This is a genomic window from Frigidibacter sp. SD6-1, assembly GCF_030143255.1.
Classification (GTDB): Bacteria; Pseudomonadota; Alphaproteobacteria; order Rhodobacterales; family Rhodobacteraceae; genus TMP-24.
Genome location: NZ_JARJNR010000016.1, coordinates 24646 through 41383 on the forward strand (window position 1 = coordinate 24646; position 16738 = coordinate 41383).

Sequence of the window (16738 nt, forward strand, 5' to 3'; positions counted from 1 at the left end):
CCGTCCAGCCTATCGCCTTCCCATAAATGACGCGCAAAGCGGCTCTGGAGCCTCAACGCGCCGTCTGCCCTAACCCTCGGCATCTCTAGAGAATTCTGCACAGCGCTGGATAGATTGGAGATCGCGCGCCCCGCGCCCCACTCTGACGCCCAAGTCTGCGGGTGGGGACTTCCTCCACTGAGGCAACAACGTGGAAGAAAAATTGCTGGTATTTTAAAAATTCTTCCACTACAAGTGGCGAAAACCATCAAAAGATACAGGGCTCTATTAACGAATATGGCGGAATCAGAAAAAAAAGTAGACGATTTCATCCACCTGGCGCGGATCGCCTTATCTGATCGCCAGCAAGATGTGCACGCGTTTCTTCATCGCGTTGCCAAACGGACCGAAGATCGAGACCTGGCGAGCGCGCTTGTGGAGCTATTGCGCAAGCGCCCGACCCGCTCATCAACCTTGCGCCGCTCTCCGACTGTGGCCCTACCCGTAGATACGGATAGCCGGTTCCAGCTGTTGCGGCAGGAAGAACGCCCGATACTTCCGCATGAACCCATTTACGCCGACGCCGTGCGAGACATGCTCAGACGTCTGGTCAACGAACGAACGCAGATCGAAGCGCTGACGGATGCGGGGTTGGAGCCGACGCGTACGGTCCTATTCACAGGCCCGCCGGGAGTCGGCAAGACGATGGCTGCGCGCTGGGTCGCACGCGAGCTAGATAGGCCGCTTTTGATTCTGGATTTATCAGCGGTGATGAGCAGCTATTTGGGGCGGACGGGCACAAATTTGCGTCACGTTCTCGACTATGCGAAATCGATCGACTGCGTGCTCCTGGTTGACGAGTTGGACGCTATTGCCAAGCGCCGTGATGACGCAGCAGAAATCGGCGAGCTGAAGCGCCTCGTGACAGTATTACTGCAACAACTCGATGACTGGCCGTCGTCAGGTTTGCTCTTGGCAGCGACCAACCATGCCGAACTGCTCGATCCCGCCGTGTGGCGGCGCTTCGAGGAGCAAGTCGCGTTTGGCCTGCCCGAACGCGAGGCGGCGCGTGCCTTCGTCAACGGACTTCTGGAGCTTGTTGAGCCCAAGGCGAGCGAATGGTCAGACGTTCTGTCGGTTGCGCTGGCGGGGCAGTCATTCAGCGACATCGAGCGCAAGGTGAACAGCGCTCGACGCTCGGCCGCGCTCAATGGCAGGAACATCAGCGATCATCTGGCCACATTGTTGACGGTCAGCGATCGCTCCAAGAGTGAACGCATCGACTTGGCGGTGCAGCTCGCTGAATCCGGTCTCGTGTCACAGAGGCGTGCGCACGAACTGACAGGCGTGGCACGCGAGACAATTCGCGATCGCCTGCGTTCGAAAGAATTTCTAGGAAAAGATTTGGGGTAAGGCGTTGGCGAAGCAGAACTTTCTTCTAGGTCGCGGCGAGCGCCTGACTTCGGATGTGACGGTCAAGAGCGGGGGTGGCCCTAAGGCCGCTCCCTACACGTTCGAAGAGGCGAGGCGCCGTCTGGTGCCGATGCTCGATCAAACAGTCCTCGATCTTGATCGACTGCCAGCCGATGCCTATCCAAACGATCAAGCAATTGTCTCACTGACCCTCAACCCCGAGTACACTGCCAAATCTTACTTCCCAACGGACCTAATGCGCGACGTGGGGATCGAAGTCGTCGGCAGCCGCCCTCGAAAGGTGAAGCCCGAGAAGCGCTCGCGCGACCGTGAGCCGGTCGACGCTATGACGACGGAATTGTTCGCCCGCGGCTCGCGAGCAGCACTGCGGAATTGGAGCGCGGGTCTATCCCACTGGGCGTCCAATCGCCGAGGTGCAGATGACCTGGGATCCATCGAGGCCATCGCGGCCCCGTCACCGCGCGACAAAATTAAAGGCAATATGCCGAGTGAGGGTATTCTTCCAATGGAAGTCGTACTTCACGCGGACGGCATGGAGGGGGAGGCAGACATATTAGCTGTTTTCCAAAGGTTCCTTCGCTCCCGCGACATGCCGATCGAGTTCGGACGACGATTTTATGCCAAGGGTCTTTGTTTCTTGGAACTGGACGCCCCTGCAGAGCGAGCCGAAGAGGTCGCGACCTTTTCAACTGTGCGCGCTCTGCGCAGGATGCCAGAGCTACGTGTCCTGCGCCCCATGATCCGGTCGCCCGGTCTGCCGACCGCGCGCCCAGATCTACCTTTCGACTCTCCGATTTCGAACGACGTGCGCGTTGCGATCTTCGACGGTGGCGTGCCCTCAGGTCATCCGATCACGCAATGGGTTACGCCCTACGAGCTACACGGTATGCGCCCCCCGAGTCTGGAGTTTCACGAGCACGGCGTAGCGGTAAGCTCGGCGGCCCTGTTCGGTACGCTTGATCCGCGCCGTCCTGCACCTCTCCCGTTTGCACCGATCGACCACTACCGGGTCCTCGATGATGACCCGGCCCAAAACCTTCATGAGCTTTACGAGGTGCTCGAGCGAATAGAGGGCGTTCTGTCTACCCAAACCTACGATTTCATCAACCTGAGCATTGGTCCGAGTCTGCCTATTGAGGATGATGACGTGCACGCTTGGACAGCCGTCCTTGATGATCGCTTGTCAAACACATCCACACTGGCGGCCGTAGCGGTCGGAAATGATGGGGATGGAGACGCGATCCTCGGCCTTGATCGCATCCAAGTTCCAGCAGACTGCGTGAATGCCCTAGCTGTGGGTGCTTGCAACACGCCCGATAAGGATTGGGCGCGTGCGCCCTACAGCTCGAAAGGACCAGGTCGTAGTCCCGGCCTAGTAAAACCCGATCTGGTCGGGTTTGGTGGCTCGATTGAGCGACCGTTCTTGGTGTTAAGTCCTGACATGAAACCCACCATTGTCGGTACGGGAGGAACATCATTCGCGACACCGAGTATCGTACGCATGGCGACCGGAGTGCGGGCACATTTCGGCGCCAACCTGAATCACCTCGCGATCCGTGCGCTGCTTGTCCACACTGCTGAGCGCAGAGACCACGACGTGCGCGAAGTGGGTTGGGGTCGTGCAGCGCAAGAGCTCGACGACATTGTACTGTGCGCCGATGATGAGGTGCGCATCGTCTATCAGGGTGAGATATCCCCAGCGAAGTATATCCGCGCCGCAATTCCGGTTCCCTCTGGTGAAATCGCGGGCATGGTTTCCCTCTCGGCGACGGTTGTCTATAAGTCGCAGACGGATCCTCACCATCCAGGCAATTATACCAGAGCGGGCCTCGAAGTTACGTTCCGCCCACATGAAGAGCGCTACACCCGGGACGGGCAGGTACATCCGGACTCGAAGTCATTCTTCGGCTTCTCGCCGAACGGTGCCGGGGAGGAAGAGCTGCGCCGTGATGCGATGAAATGGGAGAACTGTCTCTACGCGACGAAACGAATGCGGGGAAGTTCGTTGCTGAACCCTGTATTTGACATTCACTATAATTCGCGGATTGAGGGCCGAAACTTCTCTAGTGCACCGAACCTGCCTTATGCGCTCGTCGTGAGCGTACAGGCCAAGGGTATCGCCGACCTATACGATCAAGTCGTGCGGAAGTACGCTACACAGTTAGAGCCGCTGCGGCCGATACTCGAGGTGCCGATACGCACATAGAGAAGCTACTGCCAGTCATCGTGATTGGTGGCAGCTGTCCTTACACCAATCTATCTTCTCGTGCCGAACCCAGAAGTGACACCGGCACTCGTTTGTTTGCCGGACCGAGGGTGAAATTGTCGGGCGCATCAGCCAATCTGACATGGCCGTCCACTTGGGCCTCCGGTTCTTGCTGAGGGACAGCTTGATGGTCTCACCGCACCCGCCGGGGCAGTGGAAGCAGGCCCATTTGTCGACGCGATCACGCATGATGGTCATCTCCCCACGCACAATTTGATCCGGCGTCGGGTGTGTGGGTGTTACCTTGGCGACCAGCTCACTTCGCGGAATGAGACGGAAGAGCTCGAGGTCCCCCCAAATCATACTCGGGGCATCTAGTCGTTCAATCGTTTTGCCCGTTCCGCAATCTTGACGATTCGTACACTCGCTGACGTTGCGGCTGTTCGTACCGCTGTCGGGCTCTGAACTACACCTCTCCCGATGGCCTCTCCAGTGGTCAGCGCACCGACCCGCGACCTGCCCTTGACGCCGGCCGTGTTGAAGATCCCCCGCATGATCCCGGCCGAGCCAGAGACCACAGCGGGTGCCGCAGCCACCATCAGGTTTCCAGAGATCCCCCGCACGATCAGGGGCGTCGCTGCGACAAAACCCTTCGCCAGGAACACCATCACGAAGAACGGCACAAGCGAGCCGATGTTGGTGGCTGAGTTCGGGTCGCCGAGCTGGGCCAGCAGCGAATTCGCCATGCCGACCACGGTCGAGAACATGGCGGCGATGACGATGGGGTAGAAGGCGTAGCTGATCGTCGTCGAGACCCACCTGTGGAAGAAATCCTTGGTCGCATCGAAGAGCGACAGAGCGATCATGATCGGCGCGAGGCCCAGCATCAGGGTCAGCATCATCTTGGCGAAGATGAGGACGATGCCGGTCATGAAGCCAAGGAGGCTCAGGAGCACCAGGCCGATGCCGCCGAGGATCGCGCCGGTCATCCAGTTCAGGTTGTTGCCGATCGCGTTCAGGTATTGGCTGAACTCCGTGATGAGATCATCGAACTCGGCGGCAAAGTACGTGGCCCCTGCCCCGCCGCCACCGACCGAGGAGATCAGGACCCCGGCGACATAGTCGAGCCCGCCGATAACGGCATTGGCGACCGCGTTGAAGTTGGCCCAGTTGAAGGCAAAGAGACCTATCAGTGTCAGCTTGATCAGGTACCAGAAGAAGCTGGCCCCATCCATGCTGCGGAACTGGAAGGCCATGTTGATGCAGACGCCGATCAGCGAAAGCGTGACCATCAGCAGGACGATCGTGCCGGTGTTGCTGGCCACAGCCCCGAACTGGGACTCGGCCGCATCGGCAAGGAAGCCGTCGGCCGTTCCGACCATCCAGCTGACGATGCTCATTACCAGTTGCCTTGCGTTTCGCAGATATCCTGGACGTCGCGGGCAATTTGGTTCTGCTCGTTCCGAATGGCCAGCCGAGCTTGAGTGTGCTCCGCCTGCGTGCTTGTCGCGAACCGTTCCTCGTACTCGGCGGAGGCGGCATCCCATGACGGAAAGCGCACATCACAGCCGCAGTCGCCAGTTTCCTTGATCGCCTCCCAGGACCGCAACTCGTAGAGCCGCATCAACGTCAGCACCTTATAGGCCTCGCGCGGGTGGACCTCGTCCATCCAGGTCGGCCGTGCGGGCCGGTCGTTGCAGATCCGGTATTGCTGGGGCGCGATGGTCACTGTGAGATCGTTCGTGACCTGAGGCGAGGTCTGGGCGGCGAGGGGCGCGGCCAGCAGGGTGACAGTTGCGGCGAGGATGGTATGGCGCATGGGGATTTCCTTTCGGGTCATTCGGCCGCGACAGTTGGGCGCTTCGTGCCCTCGGTCGGACCCGTGTTCTGGTTTGGATGTCTTGCCTGCCCCGGCAGGAAGAACTCGGTGATGCCGCGGGCGCCGTCGTGGCGGCCCGCCTGGACGATCACGTCGATGGAGCCCTCGATGTAGTCGACCATATCGGCATAGGTCATCGGCACATCGGTCTTGAGCGCGGCAATGGCGAGGCGACGGACAGCGAGTTGCGGTGTTTCGGCATGCAGCGTCGTCAGAGAGCCGCCATGGCCGGTGTTGATCGCCTCAAGGAAGGTCATGGCCTCGCGACCACGGACCTCGCCCAGCACGATCCGGTCCGGCCGCATCCGCAGGGTCGAGGCCAGAAGTACATCTGCGCTGCGGGCTTCGGTGTCGCGATCGGCGATCAGCGTCACGGCATTCGGCTGTTCGGGGCGAAGTTCGGCAGCCTCCTCAATGGTGATGATCCGTTCTTTTGGTGGAATCAGCGAGAGGATCTTGCGCGCCGCCACCGTCTTGCCGGTCGAGGTGCCGCCCGAGACGATCATGTTGAGCTTGTTCTCGACGCAGAACCGCAAGGCGGCGTCGATGTCGCCGGAGGCCACTACATCGCGCAGCGCGGCATTCCGTTCGCGGCGCAGGCCTTCGAGGCTGCGCTCCTTGCCGTAGAGGAAGCCAAGCTTGATCGCCTCCAGCGGCAGGGAGGAAAAGAACCGCAACGAGATGGAGAACCCGCCCTCGACGGCCGGGGGCTGGATCACCTGCGCGCGGATTGGACGGCCGCGATAGAGGATCGAGACCGAGACGATGGGCTTCTTCTGGCTGAGCGTGGTCGAGGCGGCCGAGGCGATCTGGTTGCCGAGGTCTTTGATTTCGGTCTGGGTCAGCGGGGCGCCGAGACCCCGCATGAAATGATCGCCCTGCAACTCGCCCCAGACCTTCCCGTCGGGGTTGATGCAGATCTCGATCGTGTCGTCCCGTTGCACGGGTGCGCCCAGACGGTCGAGCGAGGCTTCGAGATAGCTCGCCGCCATGTCAGAAGATCTCCAGATCGCGGTCGACCATGACCGTGATCCGGGTGCCCTGATCGACATAGATCACGGGGCGGATCGCGAGATAGTCTTGCATCACGCTTTGGGTGCTGTCGCGCAGGTCCGTGCCCACGTCACTCGCGATGTCGGCCGCGGCCTCATCCTCGATCTGACCGGCAGCGGCCGCGGGCAAGGCCCCGATCAGCGAGATCAGCGCGGCGGAGCCGAAGCGCTGTGCAAAACGAGTATCGACAAAGCCGGTTGTGCCGGTGCGGCCAAGCTCATCCCCACCGAAGGCGCTGATTTCCACGGTTTGGTTGTCGGGCAAGATGATGCGGTCCCAGGCCACCATTACCCGCGACTGCGCGAGCGCCACATCGGAGCGGTAACGCCCCACAAGACGTGCACCGCGCGGGATCAGAACCCGTGTGCCATCGAAAGAGTGGACGTCCTCGGAGACGATGGCGCGGATCGCGCCGGGCAGCGTGCTGTCCAGCGCCGTCTCGGTCACGGCCTGGATCATCGTGCCTTGCACGACGGTGTTGCCCGGGTTCACGATCACTTCCGCCCGCGTCACCGGGGCGGGCCTTGCGCCGGCGCGCACGAAAGCTTCGTCTTCATTCAAGCGCGCGGCCTCAATGCTGTTCTCTTGGTCGGTCCCTGCCCCCATCCCGGAAAACGCGATCATGGGCGAGGCGATGCGCTCGGCCCGGGCCTCGGCTTCCGCGATGCGGCGGCGCTCAAGTTCGGCGAGCCGCAGCTCCTCCTCGTTCGGCCCGAGGTCCGTCGGCGCGGGCGGCGTCAGCCGCGCGACTTCGAGATCCATGCGCAACTGGTCAAGCTCGCGGTCGCGTTCGGTCAACTGCCGTTCGAGCGCGCGTTGCGCCTCAGTGGATGCCTCCTGCAGCGCCGCGATCTGCGCCGTGAGATCGGCGATGGCCTGCTCTGCCCCGCTGTCCGATGCCTCGACGGGACGCGCGCGCAGGTCTTCGAGTTCCGCGCGCAGCGTGGCGAGGCTTTCCATCAGCGCCAGTTCCGACTCGGAGGGACCGGTCTCAGCCGGGGGCGGCGGGGCAGGCTCGACGACGGGCATGGGCGCGAGGTCACCGAAGCCCGATCCTGCGGTCTGGAACTCTTCGGGGGCTGCGGTCGGCAGGGGCGCTTCCGGCGATGGTTGGAGGGTGGCCCAGGCCAGACCGCCCACAGCAACGATCCCGGCCACGCCGAGTATGGCGGCCAGCGGGGAGGGCCGAGCGGCAGCGCGCTTCTTGTCGCCTGTCGCTTCAAGGGCCGCGAGGCGCGCGGCGAGGTCTTCGGTGTCCTGGCTCATGACGTGGGCCCACCCATATCCTGAACACAGACCTCGTCTTCGCCGAGGCGCAGCACCCATTGGCGGTTCACGCCCGAGACACGGATCACACCGTCCTCAAGCGCGGTGCTGTTCACCGCTCGCTCGCCGCCATTGGCATAGCGGAAGATCGCCGGGACCGGCGCGTTCCGCGCGAAGCGGAAATAGGTGAAGGTGCCATCATCCCAGATGGCCGTCGGTGTGAACTCCTCCCGGGCGCTGACGGCATAGTTGGCATTCGGCGCATCGGCCGCGACAGCGCGCGCCGGTTGAACGCGGCTTTCGGGATAGCGGAACTGCACGACGTAGTGCGGGGTCTCGCGCGCCTCGACCACGTGGAAGTAATAGGAGCGGCGGTTCGTGTAGACCGTGATGTTGGTCGCGACACCCGAGGCCGCAGGCTTGATCGCGAAGGCGCGCCCGCCGGGCACGCCGTCGAACTGGAAGCCGACCGTGTCGCCCGCGATGATCGAGCGGATGGTCTCGCCCTCACCGAACTCGACGGTGGTGACCCGGGTCAGGGTGGTGACGATCCGGTAGACCTGCCCCTCGGTCCAGGTGGCAACCCGGACGCGGTTGTCATGGGGACCGGGGCGCGGCGTGGTCTCGGCAAGGGCTGCGGGTGCGGAGAGCACGAGGGCACCGGCGACGAGCAGGGCGTGAACAGGGGCAAGAACGGGAACAGAGGTCATTCGGAACGGTCCGATCGGATGGCATATTGGGTGACGGTGAAGCCGAAAGGGTTCTGCCAGACATCGTCGATCGTGCGGGTCCGTTCGGGTTGGAAGACAAACATCAGCGTCGCGGTGAAGGATCCGTCCTGCGCCCCTTGCGGGCTGGTCAGGCGCTTTCTGAGGCGGACCTGGGCGCGGTTGTCGCCGATCAGCGTGATCGAGGCGATCTCGACAGCCATCTCGGCGGCGGGGCCGTAGCGGGTCGGCGGATAACTCTCCTGTCCCGAGGTCCACATGGCGCGCATGCTGGCCTCGGCCGCGCCGGTGGATTGCGCCAGCACGCGGCGGACGCGCAGATCGTTGTCGAGCTGGTTGTAGGCCTCGCGGTCGAGGATGTAGCGGTAGATCTGTGCCTCGATGATCGCAGGCCGCTCGGCAAGCGAGACCGTTTCGACAGTGGCGTTCGGCAGAGCGAGACCGGTCGCGGGGTCATAGGGCACGACGACGGGCGGGGGCGTCTCGACCATCAGGGCGACAGCCGCAGCGGCAAGGCAGCCGAAAAACCCGAAGCCAGCCCCGCCAAGGCCGATCATCCGCCAAAGCTGCTCCCGGCGCAAAGCGCCATGGATCAGTTCCTCCTCGACCAGTTCGCGCGTGCTCATGCTTGCCGTCATGTCCGGTGCCTTGGTCATGGCCGCAGGCTCGGCAGGGTGAAGTCCATGTAGCGGCGCTCTTCGGCGACGGTGGCGGCATCGACCACGCCCGCATTGCCCGCGCCGAGGGTCTGGATGGCCTCAAGCTCCCACATCCGCGTCATGGCGATGGCCAGTTCCGCCGTGACGCGGGTGTTGTGATCCATCGACTCCTTGAGGTCCTCCATGTCGGGGATCATCTCGACCAGACGTTCCACCCGTTCGAGAGACTGTTCCGCCTCTGCGTGGCTGTTCTGCGCCGCCGCCGACATCACAGCACCTGTGGTTGCCCGCGTGGCTACGCCTTCAGCGCCCGGATTGCCGCTGGTGGCGATTTCGCGGAGTGAATCCTCGTCGAACCCGGCACTTGCCAGCGCCTGTTCCATCTGCGTGCGCATGGGCCCGGCATTGGGCCCGATGAGAGCGCTCCAATCGCCCGCCTGGATGCCCCGGATCAGGCCAGGGATGTCTTCGAAGTTGGCCTCAAGCAAGGTGTCGAGGTCCCCGCCCATGGCAAGCCCGAGGATGCTGCGCGGCCCGGTGAGCGAGGCATACATCTCGTTCAGCTGATCGAGCTGGCTTTGCAGCATGTCCAGTTGCTCCAACGCATTGTCCAGAAGATCCGTCTGGATCCCGAAATCCTGCAGCATCTGCTGAAGCTGACGGATTTCCTGGGCAATGTTCTGAGTGTCCACCGTGGGCACACCCTGTGCAGTGACGGGCCCCGCGAGGGCGGTGGTCAGCGCGAGGGTCGCGGCGGTGGTGGTAAGGGAACGGTACAAGCGCCGGATCATCGCAATGTCTCCTGGGTGAAATCCATGTATTGCCGCTCGGCAGCTTGCGCTGCCGCCAAGGCGATCTGCTCGGCGCTGAGTGGCTCGGTTCGGGCGGCCTTGATCCGGGTCCGGATTGCGACCAGCCGGGCCAGTTCGGCCCGGGCATAGGTGTTGAGCGCGATGGCCTCGTGGAGATCCTCGGTCTCACCAATGCGGGTGATGATGTCCTGAACCCGCAGGGCGGCGGCACGGACCGAGACCAGCGAATAGTCGCCATAGACCCCTGCGCCGTGGGCCGAGAGGCTGAAACTCGCGTTGGCGAGGAGCACAGGGTCGATGGTGCCGAGCGCATCGATGCCGCCTACGGCCGCGAGGTAGCTGTTGTACTGCTGCGGAATCACCACGACATAATGCTGGGTTTCCGCGAAGGGTGGCACACCGCCATAATCCTGCACATTGCCCGGCCCGGCGTTATAGGCGGCGAGCGCATGGATAATGTTGCCATCGAACATGTTCAGCATTTGTGCGAGGTATCGCGCACCGCCGGTGACCTGCAGATAGGGATCGTCGTAATAGGCCGGGTAGATCCCGAGATCGCTTGCGGTGGCGGGCATGATCTGCGTCAGCCCGAAAGCCCCAACGGGGGAGCGTGCCCCGATCTGGAAGCGGCTTTCCTGCCAGATCAGCGCCTGCAGCAGGCAACGCCATTGCACGAGTGAGAGCCCCGCGCGGCTTACGCCGGGCAGGCTATGGGTGTCGCGCGCGGCGCGGATGATCAGCTCCTCGATCCCCTCCCTGGCATCGCCGAACATCCGCGCTGCCGCTGGATTGGTGTCCTCGGGCGCATAAAGACTGGCGGCCGCGCTTTCGACGTTGTCTACCGCCCCCTGCCCCGCCTCGAGCCCCGCCACGGTTCCGGCCACGTCTCCAGCGCCAAGCGACATCGCATCCATGAGCACTTCGAGCGAGGCGAGTTGCTGGCGTTCGATCTCGGCCAGTTCCTCTTCGCGGGTCAGCCGGTCTTGCTGCAGTGCGAGATCCTGATCGGTCTGCTCAAGGATGGCCTGCCGCTCTGCGAAGAGGCGCAGATCGAAGGTCGGCACGCCTTGGGCGACCGCTGGCCCCAGTGTGGGACCTGCCAGTGCAAGACTGACCATCGAGAGGGGGAGCCAGGTCCGCATGCGATTAGCCGCCCGCCCCCAGCATCACGAAATCGCAGGCCGTGTCGCGCCGCGTGACCTCCGCGCCCATGGTCGAGATCGTCGTCGTGGCGGTTGCACCTCGTGCGGGCGTATCGCGAAAATTGAAGCAGTTGGCTTGCGGGGGGTTATGCTGCGCACAGGCTGTCAGGGTCAGGCCGAGCCCGAGCAGCACGACGCTGCGAATGATGAAACGGGTCATGTCACTCTCCAGAAATCAGGACGTTCGCGATAATCAGCGCCGACAAGTGCTTCGCCCTTCTCCATGCCGCCAAGGATGGTCACGAGCGGGCCGAGCGCGCTGAGATCGGCATCGATCACGACGGAACCACGGTCGTCGCGTACAAGCGCGAGCCGCGAGGCCGAGCCGACGCCCAGAAGCACGTCGAGCTCTTTCTCGGTCAGGCCGAGCATCGCGTAGTCAGCGGCGGAAGCACGAATATTGGGCAAGAGCACCTGCGTCGGCACCGCTTCCACGATGGTCTTGCCGGTGCGCGTGCGCTCGAGCTGGCTGGCATATTGCGTCATCATCACGACGACGGCGTTCTGCTTGCGGGCGGTCACCAGCCAATTGCTGAGTCGCTCCGCAAAGTAGGCGTTGTCGAGGGCTTTCCATGCCTCGTCGATGACGATGATGGTGGGCTTGCGGTCCTCGATCACCCGCTCGACCCGGCGGAAGAGGTAGGACAGGACCGCCATGCGTTCCCGCTCGCTCTCGGAATCGAGGATGCCGGTGAGGTCAAGGCCCGCGACGTCCCCGTCGATGCTGAAACTGTCCTCGGCATTGGCCCCGAAGATCCAGCCGTAGCGACCCTCGGCCGTCCATTCCTGCATCCGCTCGAAGAGATCGCCTTCGTCATCGGTCGAGACCAGCAGCGAGGCGAAATCCGACCAGTTCCGTAGGCCCGCATGTCCTGCACTGGCGTTCTGGCGCACGACTTCCTGCAGTCGGTTGGTCTGAACCGGGGTCAGCGGTCGATCGCGCCGCTCCAAGAGGCTCGCGAGCCAATCAGCAAGCCAGGCCTGGCCGCGGGCATCGATCTCGGTTTGCAGCGGATTGAGCCCCGTGGGGCGCCCCGCCCGCACGGTCGAATAGCTGCCGCCGAGCGCGCGGACGGCCATCTCCATCCCCGCGCGATAGTCGAATACGAAGACCCGCGCACCTGCCCGCCGTGCCATGGTCATCAGGAAAGCCGCCAGGACGGATTTGCCCGACCCGGGGCGGCCGAGGATCAGGGTGTGGCCACCTGTGGGCTCACGGTCCGGCGCACCTTGTTCGTGAAAGTTGAAACGGAACCCGCTGCGCTCAGGCGTCGGGAAGAGTGTGATCGGTACGCCCCAGGGAACTTCCCGCCCGGTTTTGCCGAGCGGTGTGCGGTGGAAGGTGGCGAGATCGGCGAAGTTGTGGTTCGTGATTGCGGCCTTGCGGCTGCGCGCCCCTGTGTTCCCCGGATGCTGCGCCATGAAATGCGCCCGCGCCCCGAAGGCCTCCGAGATCACATTGATGCCGGAGGTGGCGGAGATGTTGCGGATCTCGGCCGCGATGTCGTCAAGGGCAGCTTGGCTGCGCGCGTAGACGGCCACCGTCATGTGATGCTCGCCGAAGATCAGGCGTTTTGATTCCAGATCGTCCTGGGCGAGTTCCAGTTCCTGCGCGAGACTAACGGCCCCGTCATTGGCGGCCTGCATCAGGCGCAACTGCCGCTTGATGCGGCCCGCCATGATATTGGCGTTGATCGGCACAAAGGAATGGGTGACCACCATGTCGACGGGCAGATTCAACTCGTCGAGCATCAGGCTGTCGGTCTTGGCGGGGTAGTTCTTCACCGCGAAGATCGCGCCGAGCTTGTCGCCGACGGCACCGTCGGAAAGCGCGATGGTCGTGCCACGGAAGGTGACGCGGGTATTGGCCACATCCTCGGCGATCACACCGAGGCGCGACCGGGGGAAGAGCGGGTGCTCCTCGCCCGTGTTGAGTGAACCGAGGAAGCCCAGAAGCTCGCCGGTGCTTGCTGCCAGCAGGCGGGGCTTCAGCTCGTCAAAGGACGACAGCAGAAACCCCACGACCTCGTCGAGCTTGCGCAAGCGCCGGGTCGTGTCCGCTGCGTGACGCGCACGCGACGCGCCCAGACCGAAGGGCAGACGGCTGCCCGCCTCCGGGCGCTTCAGCACGGTCAAGGTCAGTGTCTTGTCGCGCAGGCCGGATTGACCCAGATGTGCACGCCAACTTTTGTCGACTGCGGCGGCAAACCCCTCGCCCGGGATGGACGGTAGGGTCACATCGACCGCTTTTGACACCTTGTGCAGGTAGAAGGAAAACTCCGTCCCCACCTGCGCGACGATCCCGGCGAGAAGCCCGCCGATGCGGTCGAGATGCCCATCCTCGCTCGTGGTGCTGTTCACCCCTTCGATCCGGATGCATTGCATCAGCTCGTTGCCCCGCGTCCGGATCGTCCGGTCGGTCACGAGGCTGACATAGGGCAGCATCGACGAGAGCCGCTTCTCGCCCTTGACCCATGCGGGTAGCGCGGTCAGCGGATCGAGGGCGCCTTCCACGTCACGGGCAACTCCATCACGGGGCATAGCTGTCGCCCCCGTGGATCTTGCGGTTTGTCGTGGGCGGGGTTTCCTGCAAGGTGATCACCAGGACATCGAGAAAGTTCGGATCCCAGTCTGCGGCTTTCCAAAGCGCCGGCCAGGCCAGCCCCGCGAACACAGCCACCACCCAGCTTTGCACCCAGAGGAAAAGGAGCGTCGAGCCGAAGAGCCAGACCATGGCGTACATGATCGGCAAGCCCATCAGCTTGGGCGGCCTGAGAAGGCCGATGAACACGCGGGACTGGTCGGACATCGCCAAGAACTCCAGACTTGCTCAAGTCGTCCAGATGGCGGCGACGATGGTGGGTGCTGCGGCAATGCCCGCGATCGCGACCACGACCCAGAGCGCCTGACGGAAATCCAAGATTCCGAAGAGCCAGGAGAGGAATACGCCGATCAGCGCGAGCGTGCCGATCACGATGCCCAACGGGCCGGTGATCGCGTCAACGATGCCTTGCAGCAGCGTCTGCACGGGCGAGAGGTCGATGCTTTGGGCCAGCGCCGGGCCCGCCAGCACGATGAGGGCCATCGCGCCGAGCGCAACAAAAGAAGGTTTGGACGTCACGAAAGGTCTCCTCTCAGCCGCTGGAACACGGCTGTCACACGGGCCACATGGCCTTGGGTTTCTCGAAAGGGGGGAATGCCGCCATGGCGGGTGACCGCATGGGGACCGGCATTGTACGCCGCAAGCGCCAGCGCGGGATCGCCGAACTGCTCAAGCATCATCAGAAGGTAACGCGCCGAGCCGTCGAGGTTCTGGGCGATGTCATGGGGATCAACGCCGAGATCGCGCGCGGTATCGGGCATGAGCTGGCCGAGCCCGATGGCTCCAACCGGGCTCAGCGCACGCGGGTTATAGGCGCTCTCGACCTCGATATTGGCGCGGTAGAACAGCGCCCAATCGGTGACCGACAGGCCCGCCTGACGCAGGGCATCATGGCTGCCGTAACGCAGGGCCGTGGTCTCGATGGCGTGCAGGATTTCGGGTGAGGCGCGGACGGCACGCGTGGCGACCGCTGCGGCAGCCGTCACATCTCTCAGGGGAGCATCATCCCCATGGGACTGCGGTGCGGCAAAGAGAAAGAGACGATCAGGAAGGGGCCCATTCTGGGCATCATCTTTGCCGGTGAACGAGCGCAAAGTGCTCGTGGTCTCGGTCGTGTCGATCAGTCGGCCATCGGGACTGACCTGGAAAATGAAACCGTCGGCCCCATTCTGTGCATACGCGGCCAAGGGTGCGGAACAAACACCTGTACCGAGTAGCACGACAAGCGCAAATGCGCGGTCAGTTGTCCTTGACCAGAACCGGACCGGTCCGGGTGTCAGGCGTGCGTCCGGGCGCTGCGTGGCGCTCACGGGCGCCTTCGACGAGCGGGATGCTGGCAGTCGTGCAGCCCATGTCGGCAAGGAAGCTGACAAGGCCGACGATGGTCTTGAAATCGCGCAGCTTGAGGACGCTGCGGCTAGTGACGAGCATCTTGTCGTCCCCCCCATCCGGGGCAACCGCCCGGATGACCCAGGCGCCGTACCAGCTGTTGTGGCGCTTCTCGGCGCCTTCCTTGCAGACCACCTCGATGAGATAGCCTTCGGCAAGGAGTCCGCGCAGCCCGTCTTCTGTAACCACATTCGGTGCTTCTTCTATCATGGCCAACCCTCCGGTCCTTTTTTCTGCGTGAGGTGCAGTCTCGGGCCCACGGGGTCGCAACACCGCGGGCGATACAAGACAACATGAACGATAGCAAGACAATTAAAACGACTTGACGCAGATTGCCTTGCTCCGATAACGGTGATAGCTGACAAAGTCGTGATCTTAAAGGCGGCAAAGGAGTTTTGCCCTGCACATGTCCTGTGCGTGCAACATCCCCCTGGCGCTGCTGATCACCGTCCTTGTGGTGGGTGATCCGGCCCATGCCTGCATCCCGCCAGAACGGCCGTTCCTGCCCGCGTCCCAAGATGACATGCGCGCCTATGCGGACCTGATCCGAGGGGATTTCGAAGCCTATATCGCCGATGTGCAGGAGTATTTCCGCTGCATCGACGAGGAGCGCGCGCGGGCCTTTATTGAGGCCAGGGAAGTGAGCGAGGAATACGGGCGGTTCATCGAGGCTGTCGAGTAGTAAGTGAGGATGGTGTGAAAACTGGTAAAGAAACTGACACTTTACTCACCTCCAAACGTTCCATGCCAAAGTCTCCGTATGTCGGTACCGTTGCTTGCAGCCCGCAGGCGTACCCAAGAACCACGTGGCCGCTATCCTTGCACCAGTCGATGTTTCCTTACGAATACAAGAGCGACACTGGCAATCGTTAGTCTGCCTGACCGAGGGTGAGATCGTTCGGCCATTTAATCAATCTGACATGGCTGTCCATCCGGGCCTCCGGTTGTTGCTGAGAGACAGCTTGACGGTCTCGCCGCACTCACCGAGGTAGTGGAGCAGGCCCATTTGTCGAGGCCTTCGCGCACGATAATCGAACTCTCAACATTAGGCCGGGTACTTAGCTCGGCAACTGGCAGGCCTGCTCCAGAACGTCCATTAACATCCTCATGCGCTTATTCAGGCGGCGGTTCGCGCTGTGCAAGACATAAATGCCATAGTCTTCGTGTTTCAGGTGTTCCAGGACCGGGACCAAGCGGCCTGCTATCGCATGTTGCTCCAGCATAAATAGCGGTAGTCGGATGATCCCAGCGTCTCGCAGTGCTGCATCAACGAGAAATGAGCCGTCGTTCGATCTTAGTGCGGGGCTAAAGGTTACCGCGCGCTTTCGGCCCTCTTCTTCAAACTTCCAGGTTGCCCTTCGCGCACCGCCGTAGTGTAGAAGCGGGTGATCGGTCAGTTGATCCAAGGTTTTAGGGAGACCTTCCGCTTCCGCATAGGCTCGGCTGGCGAAAAGACTATGTCGCGTGGCATTGTTGCATAAGTCACCCTTGAGGAAAGATAGCCCCTTTCCCCTTCATTATCAGCCCAC

The 16738-nt window shown here is 62.7% G+C and carries 18 protein-coding genes and 1 pseudogene; 3 read left to right on the plus strand and 16 right to left on the minus strand.

Features of this window, described 5'->3' with window-relative positions; genetic code table 11:
- The first annotated feature begins 114 nt into the window (after positions 1 to 114).
- Together P0645_RS18555 and P0645_RS18560 are read left to right on the plus strand one after the other, a co-directional pair.
- The gene (locus P0645_RS18555) at positions 115 to 1392 is read left to right on the plus strand and encodes an AAA family ATPase (protein ID WP_284166041.1); all 1278 of its coding nucleotides are present in this window, start codon (positions 115 to 117) and stop codon (positions 1390 to 1392) included.
- Positions 1393 to 1522: 130 nt separating this feature from the next.
- Positions 1523 to 3619 carry a S8 family peptidase gene (locus P0645_RS18560; RefSeq protein ID WP_284166055.1) on the plus strand — a complete coding sequence of 699 codons (2097 nt, stop codon included), beginning with the start codon at positions 1523 to 1525 and terminating at the stop codon, positions 3617 to 3619.
- Between the two features lie 15 nt (positions 3620 to 3634).
- On the opposite strand, the gene P0645_RS18565 is transcribed toward P0645_RS18560, so the two are convergent.
- The 15 genes from P0645_RS18565 to P0645_RS18635 are packed head-to-tail and all read right to left on the minus strand — an operon-like array spanning position 3635 to position 15419.
- Positions 3635 to 3982, minus strand: a complete 348-nt coding sequence (locus tag P0645_RS18565; protein WP_349775098.1) for a ubiquitination-like system serine protease family protein — start codon at positions 3980 to 3982, stop codon at positions 3635 to 3637.
- Positions 3983 to 3993: 11 nt separating this feature from the next.
- Positions 3994 to 5019 (minus strand): TrbL/VirB6 family protein, encoded by a 1026-nt coding sequence (locus P0645_RS18570; protein WP_284166043.1) that lies wholly within the window; start codon positions 5017 to 5019, stop codon positions 3994 to 3996.
- Complete coding sequence (locus P0645_RS18575) at positions 5019 to 5438, minus strand: hypothetical protein (RefSeq protein WP_284166044.1); 420 nt, start codon at positions 5436 to 5438, stop codon at positions 5019 to 5021. The genes P0645_RS18570 and P0645_RS18575 overlap by 1 nt, the downstream gene beginning before the upstream one ends.
- A gap of 17 nt (positions 5439 to 5455) precedes the next feature.
- Positions 5456 to 6490 carry an ATPase, T2SS/T4P/T4SS family gene (locus P0645_RS18580; protein WP_284166045.1) on the minus strand — a complete coding sequence of 345 codons (1035 nt, stop codon included), beginning with the start codon at positions 6488 to 6490 and terminating at the stop codon, positions 5456 to 5458.
- Between the two features lies 1 nt (position 6491).
- The gene (locus tag P0645_RS18585; protein ID WP_284166046.1) at positions 6492 to 7817 is read right to left on the minus strand and encodes a TraB/TrbI/VirB10 family type IV secretion system protein; all 1326 of its coding nucleotides are present in this window, start codon (positions 7815 to 7817) and stop codon (positions 6492 to 6494) included.
- Complete coding sequence (locus P0645_RS18590; RefSeq protein ID WP_284166047.1) at positions 7814 to 8527, minus strand: TrbG/VirB9 family P-type conjugative transfer protein; 714 nt, start codon at positions 8525 to 8527, stop codon at positions 7814 to 7816. Before P0645_RS18590 ends, P0645_RS18585 begins: the two co-directional genes overlap by 4 nt.
- On the minus strand, positions 8524 to 9171 hold the full coding sequence (locus P0645_RS18595) for a VirB8 family type IV secretion system protein (protein WP_284166056.1): 648 nt from the start codon (positions 9169 to 9171) through the stop codon (positions 8524 to 8526). The genes P0645_RS18590 and P0645_RS18595 overlap by 4 nt, the downstream gene beginning before the upstream one ends.
- Positions 9172 to 9197: 26 nt before the next feature.
- Positions 9198 to 9995: a type IV secretion system protein gene (locus tag P0645_RS18600; protein ID WP_284166048.1), complete on the minus strand. Its 798-nt coding sequence runs from the start codon at positions 9993 to 9995 to the stop codon at positions 9198 to 9200.
- Positions 9992 to 11158, minus strand: a complete 1167-nt coding sequence (locus P0645_RS18605) for a lytic transglycosylase domain-containing protein (protein WP_284166049.1) — start codon at positions 11156 to 11158, stop codon at positions 9992 to 9994. The genes P0645_RS18600 and P0645_RS18605 overlap by 4 nt, the downstream gene beginning before the upstream one ends.
- Before the next feature lie 4 nt (positions 11159 to 11162).
- Positions 11163 to 11378, minus strand: coding sequence for a hypothetical protein (locus P0645_RS18610; RefSeq protein WP_284166050.1), 216 nt, complete (start codon positions 11376 to 11378; stop codon positions 11163 to 11165).
- The gene (locus P0645_RS18615; RefSeq protein WP_284166051.1) at positions 11375 to 13759 is read right to left on the minus strand and encodes a VirB4 family type IV secretion/conjugal transfer ATPase; all 2385 of its coding nucleotides are present in this window, start codon (positions 13757 to 13759) and stop codon (positions 11375 to 11377) included. The genes P0645_RS18610 and P0645_RS18615 overlap by 4 nt, the downstream gene beginning before the upstream one ends.
- On the minus strand, positions 13749 to 14027 hold the full coding sequence (locus P0645_RS18620) for a VirB3 family type IV secretion system protein (protein WP_107326157.1): 279 nt from the start codon (positions 14025 to 14027) through the stop codon (positions 13749 to 13751). Before P0645_RS18620 ends, P0645_RS18615 begins: the two co-directional genes overlap by 11 nt.
- A 21-nt stretch (positions 14028 to 14048) precedes the next feature.
- Entirely contained in the window at positions 14049 to 14339 is a 291-nt protein-coding gene (locus P0645_RS18625; RefSeq protein WP_107326158.1) for a TrbC/VirB2 family protein, read from the minus strand.
- Entirely contained in the window at positions 14336 to 15040 is a 705-nt protein-coding gene (locus P0645_RS18630; protein WP_502855293.1) for a lytic transglycosylase domain-containing protein, read from the minus strand. The genes P0645_RS18625 and P0645_RS18630 overlap by 4 nt, the downstream gene beginning before the upstream one ends.
- Positions 15041 to 15059: 19 nt before the next feature.
- Positions 15060 to 15419, minus strand: coding sequence for a hypothetical protein (locus P0645_RS18635; RefSeq protein ID WP_284166052.1), 360 nt, complete (start codon positions 15417 to 15419; stop codon positions 15060 to 15062).
- Positions 15420 to 15615: 196 nt separating this feature from the next.
- Here P0645_RS18635 and P0645_RS18640 point away from each other — a divergent pair, with 196 nt between their 5' ends.
- Entirely contained in the window at positions 15616 to 15891 is a 276-nt protein-coding gene (locus tag P0645_RS18640; protein WP_284166053.1) for a hypothetical protein, read from the plus strand.
- A 376-nt stretch (positions 15892 to 16267) separates the two neighbouring features.
- On the opposite strand, the pseudogene P0645_RS19365 reads toward P0645_RS18640, so the two are convergent.
- Positions 16268 to 16660: pseudogene (locus tag P0645_RS19365) on the minus strand (LysR substrate-binding domain-containing protein); the annotation flags it as partial.
- Positions 16661 to 16738 lie beyond the last annotated feature (78 nt).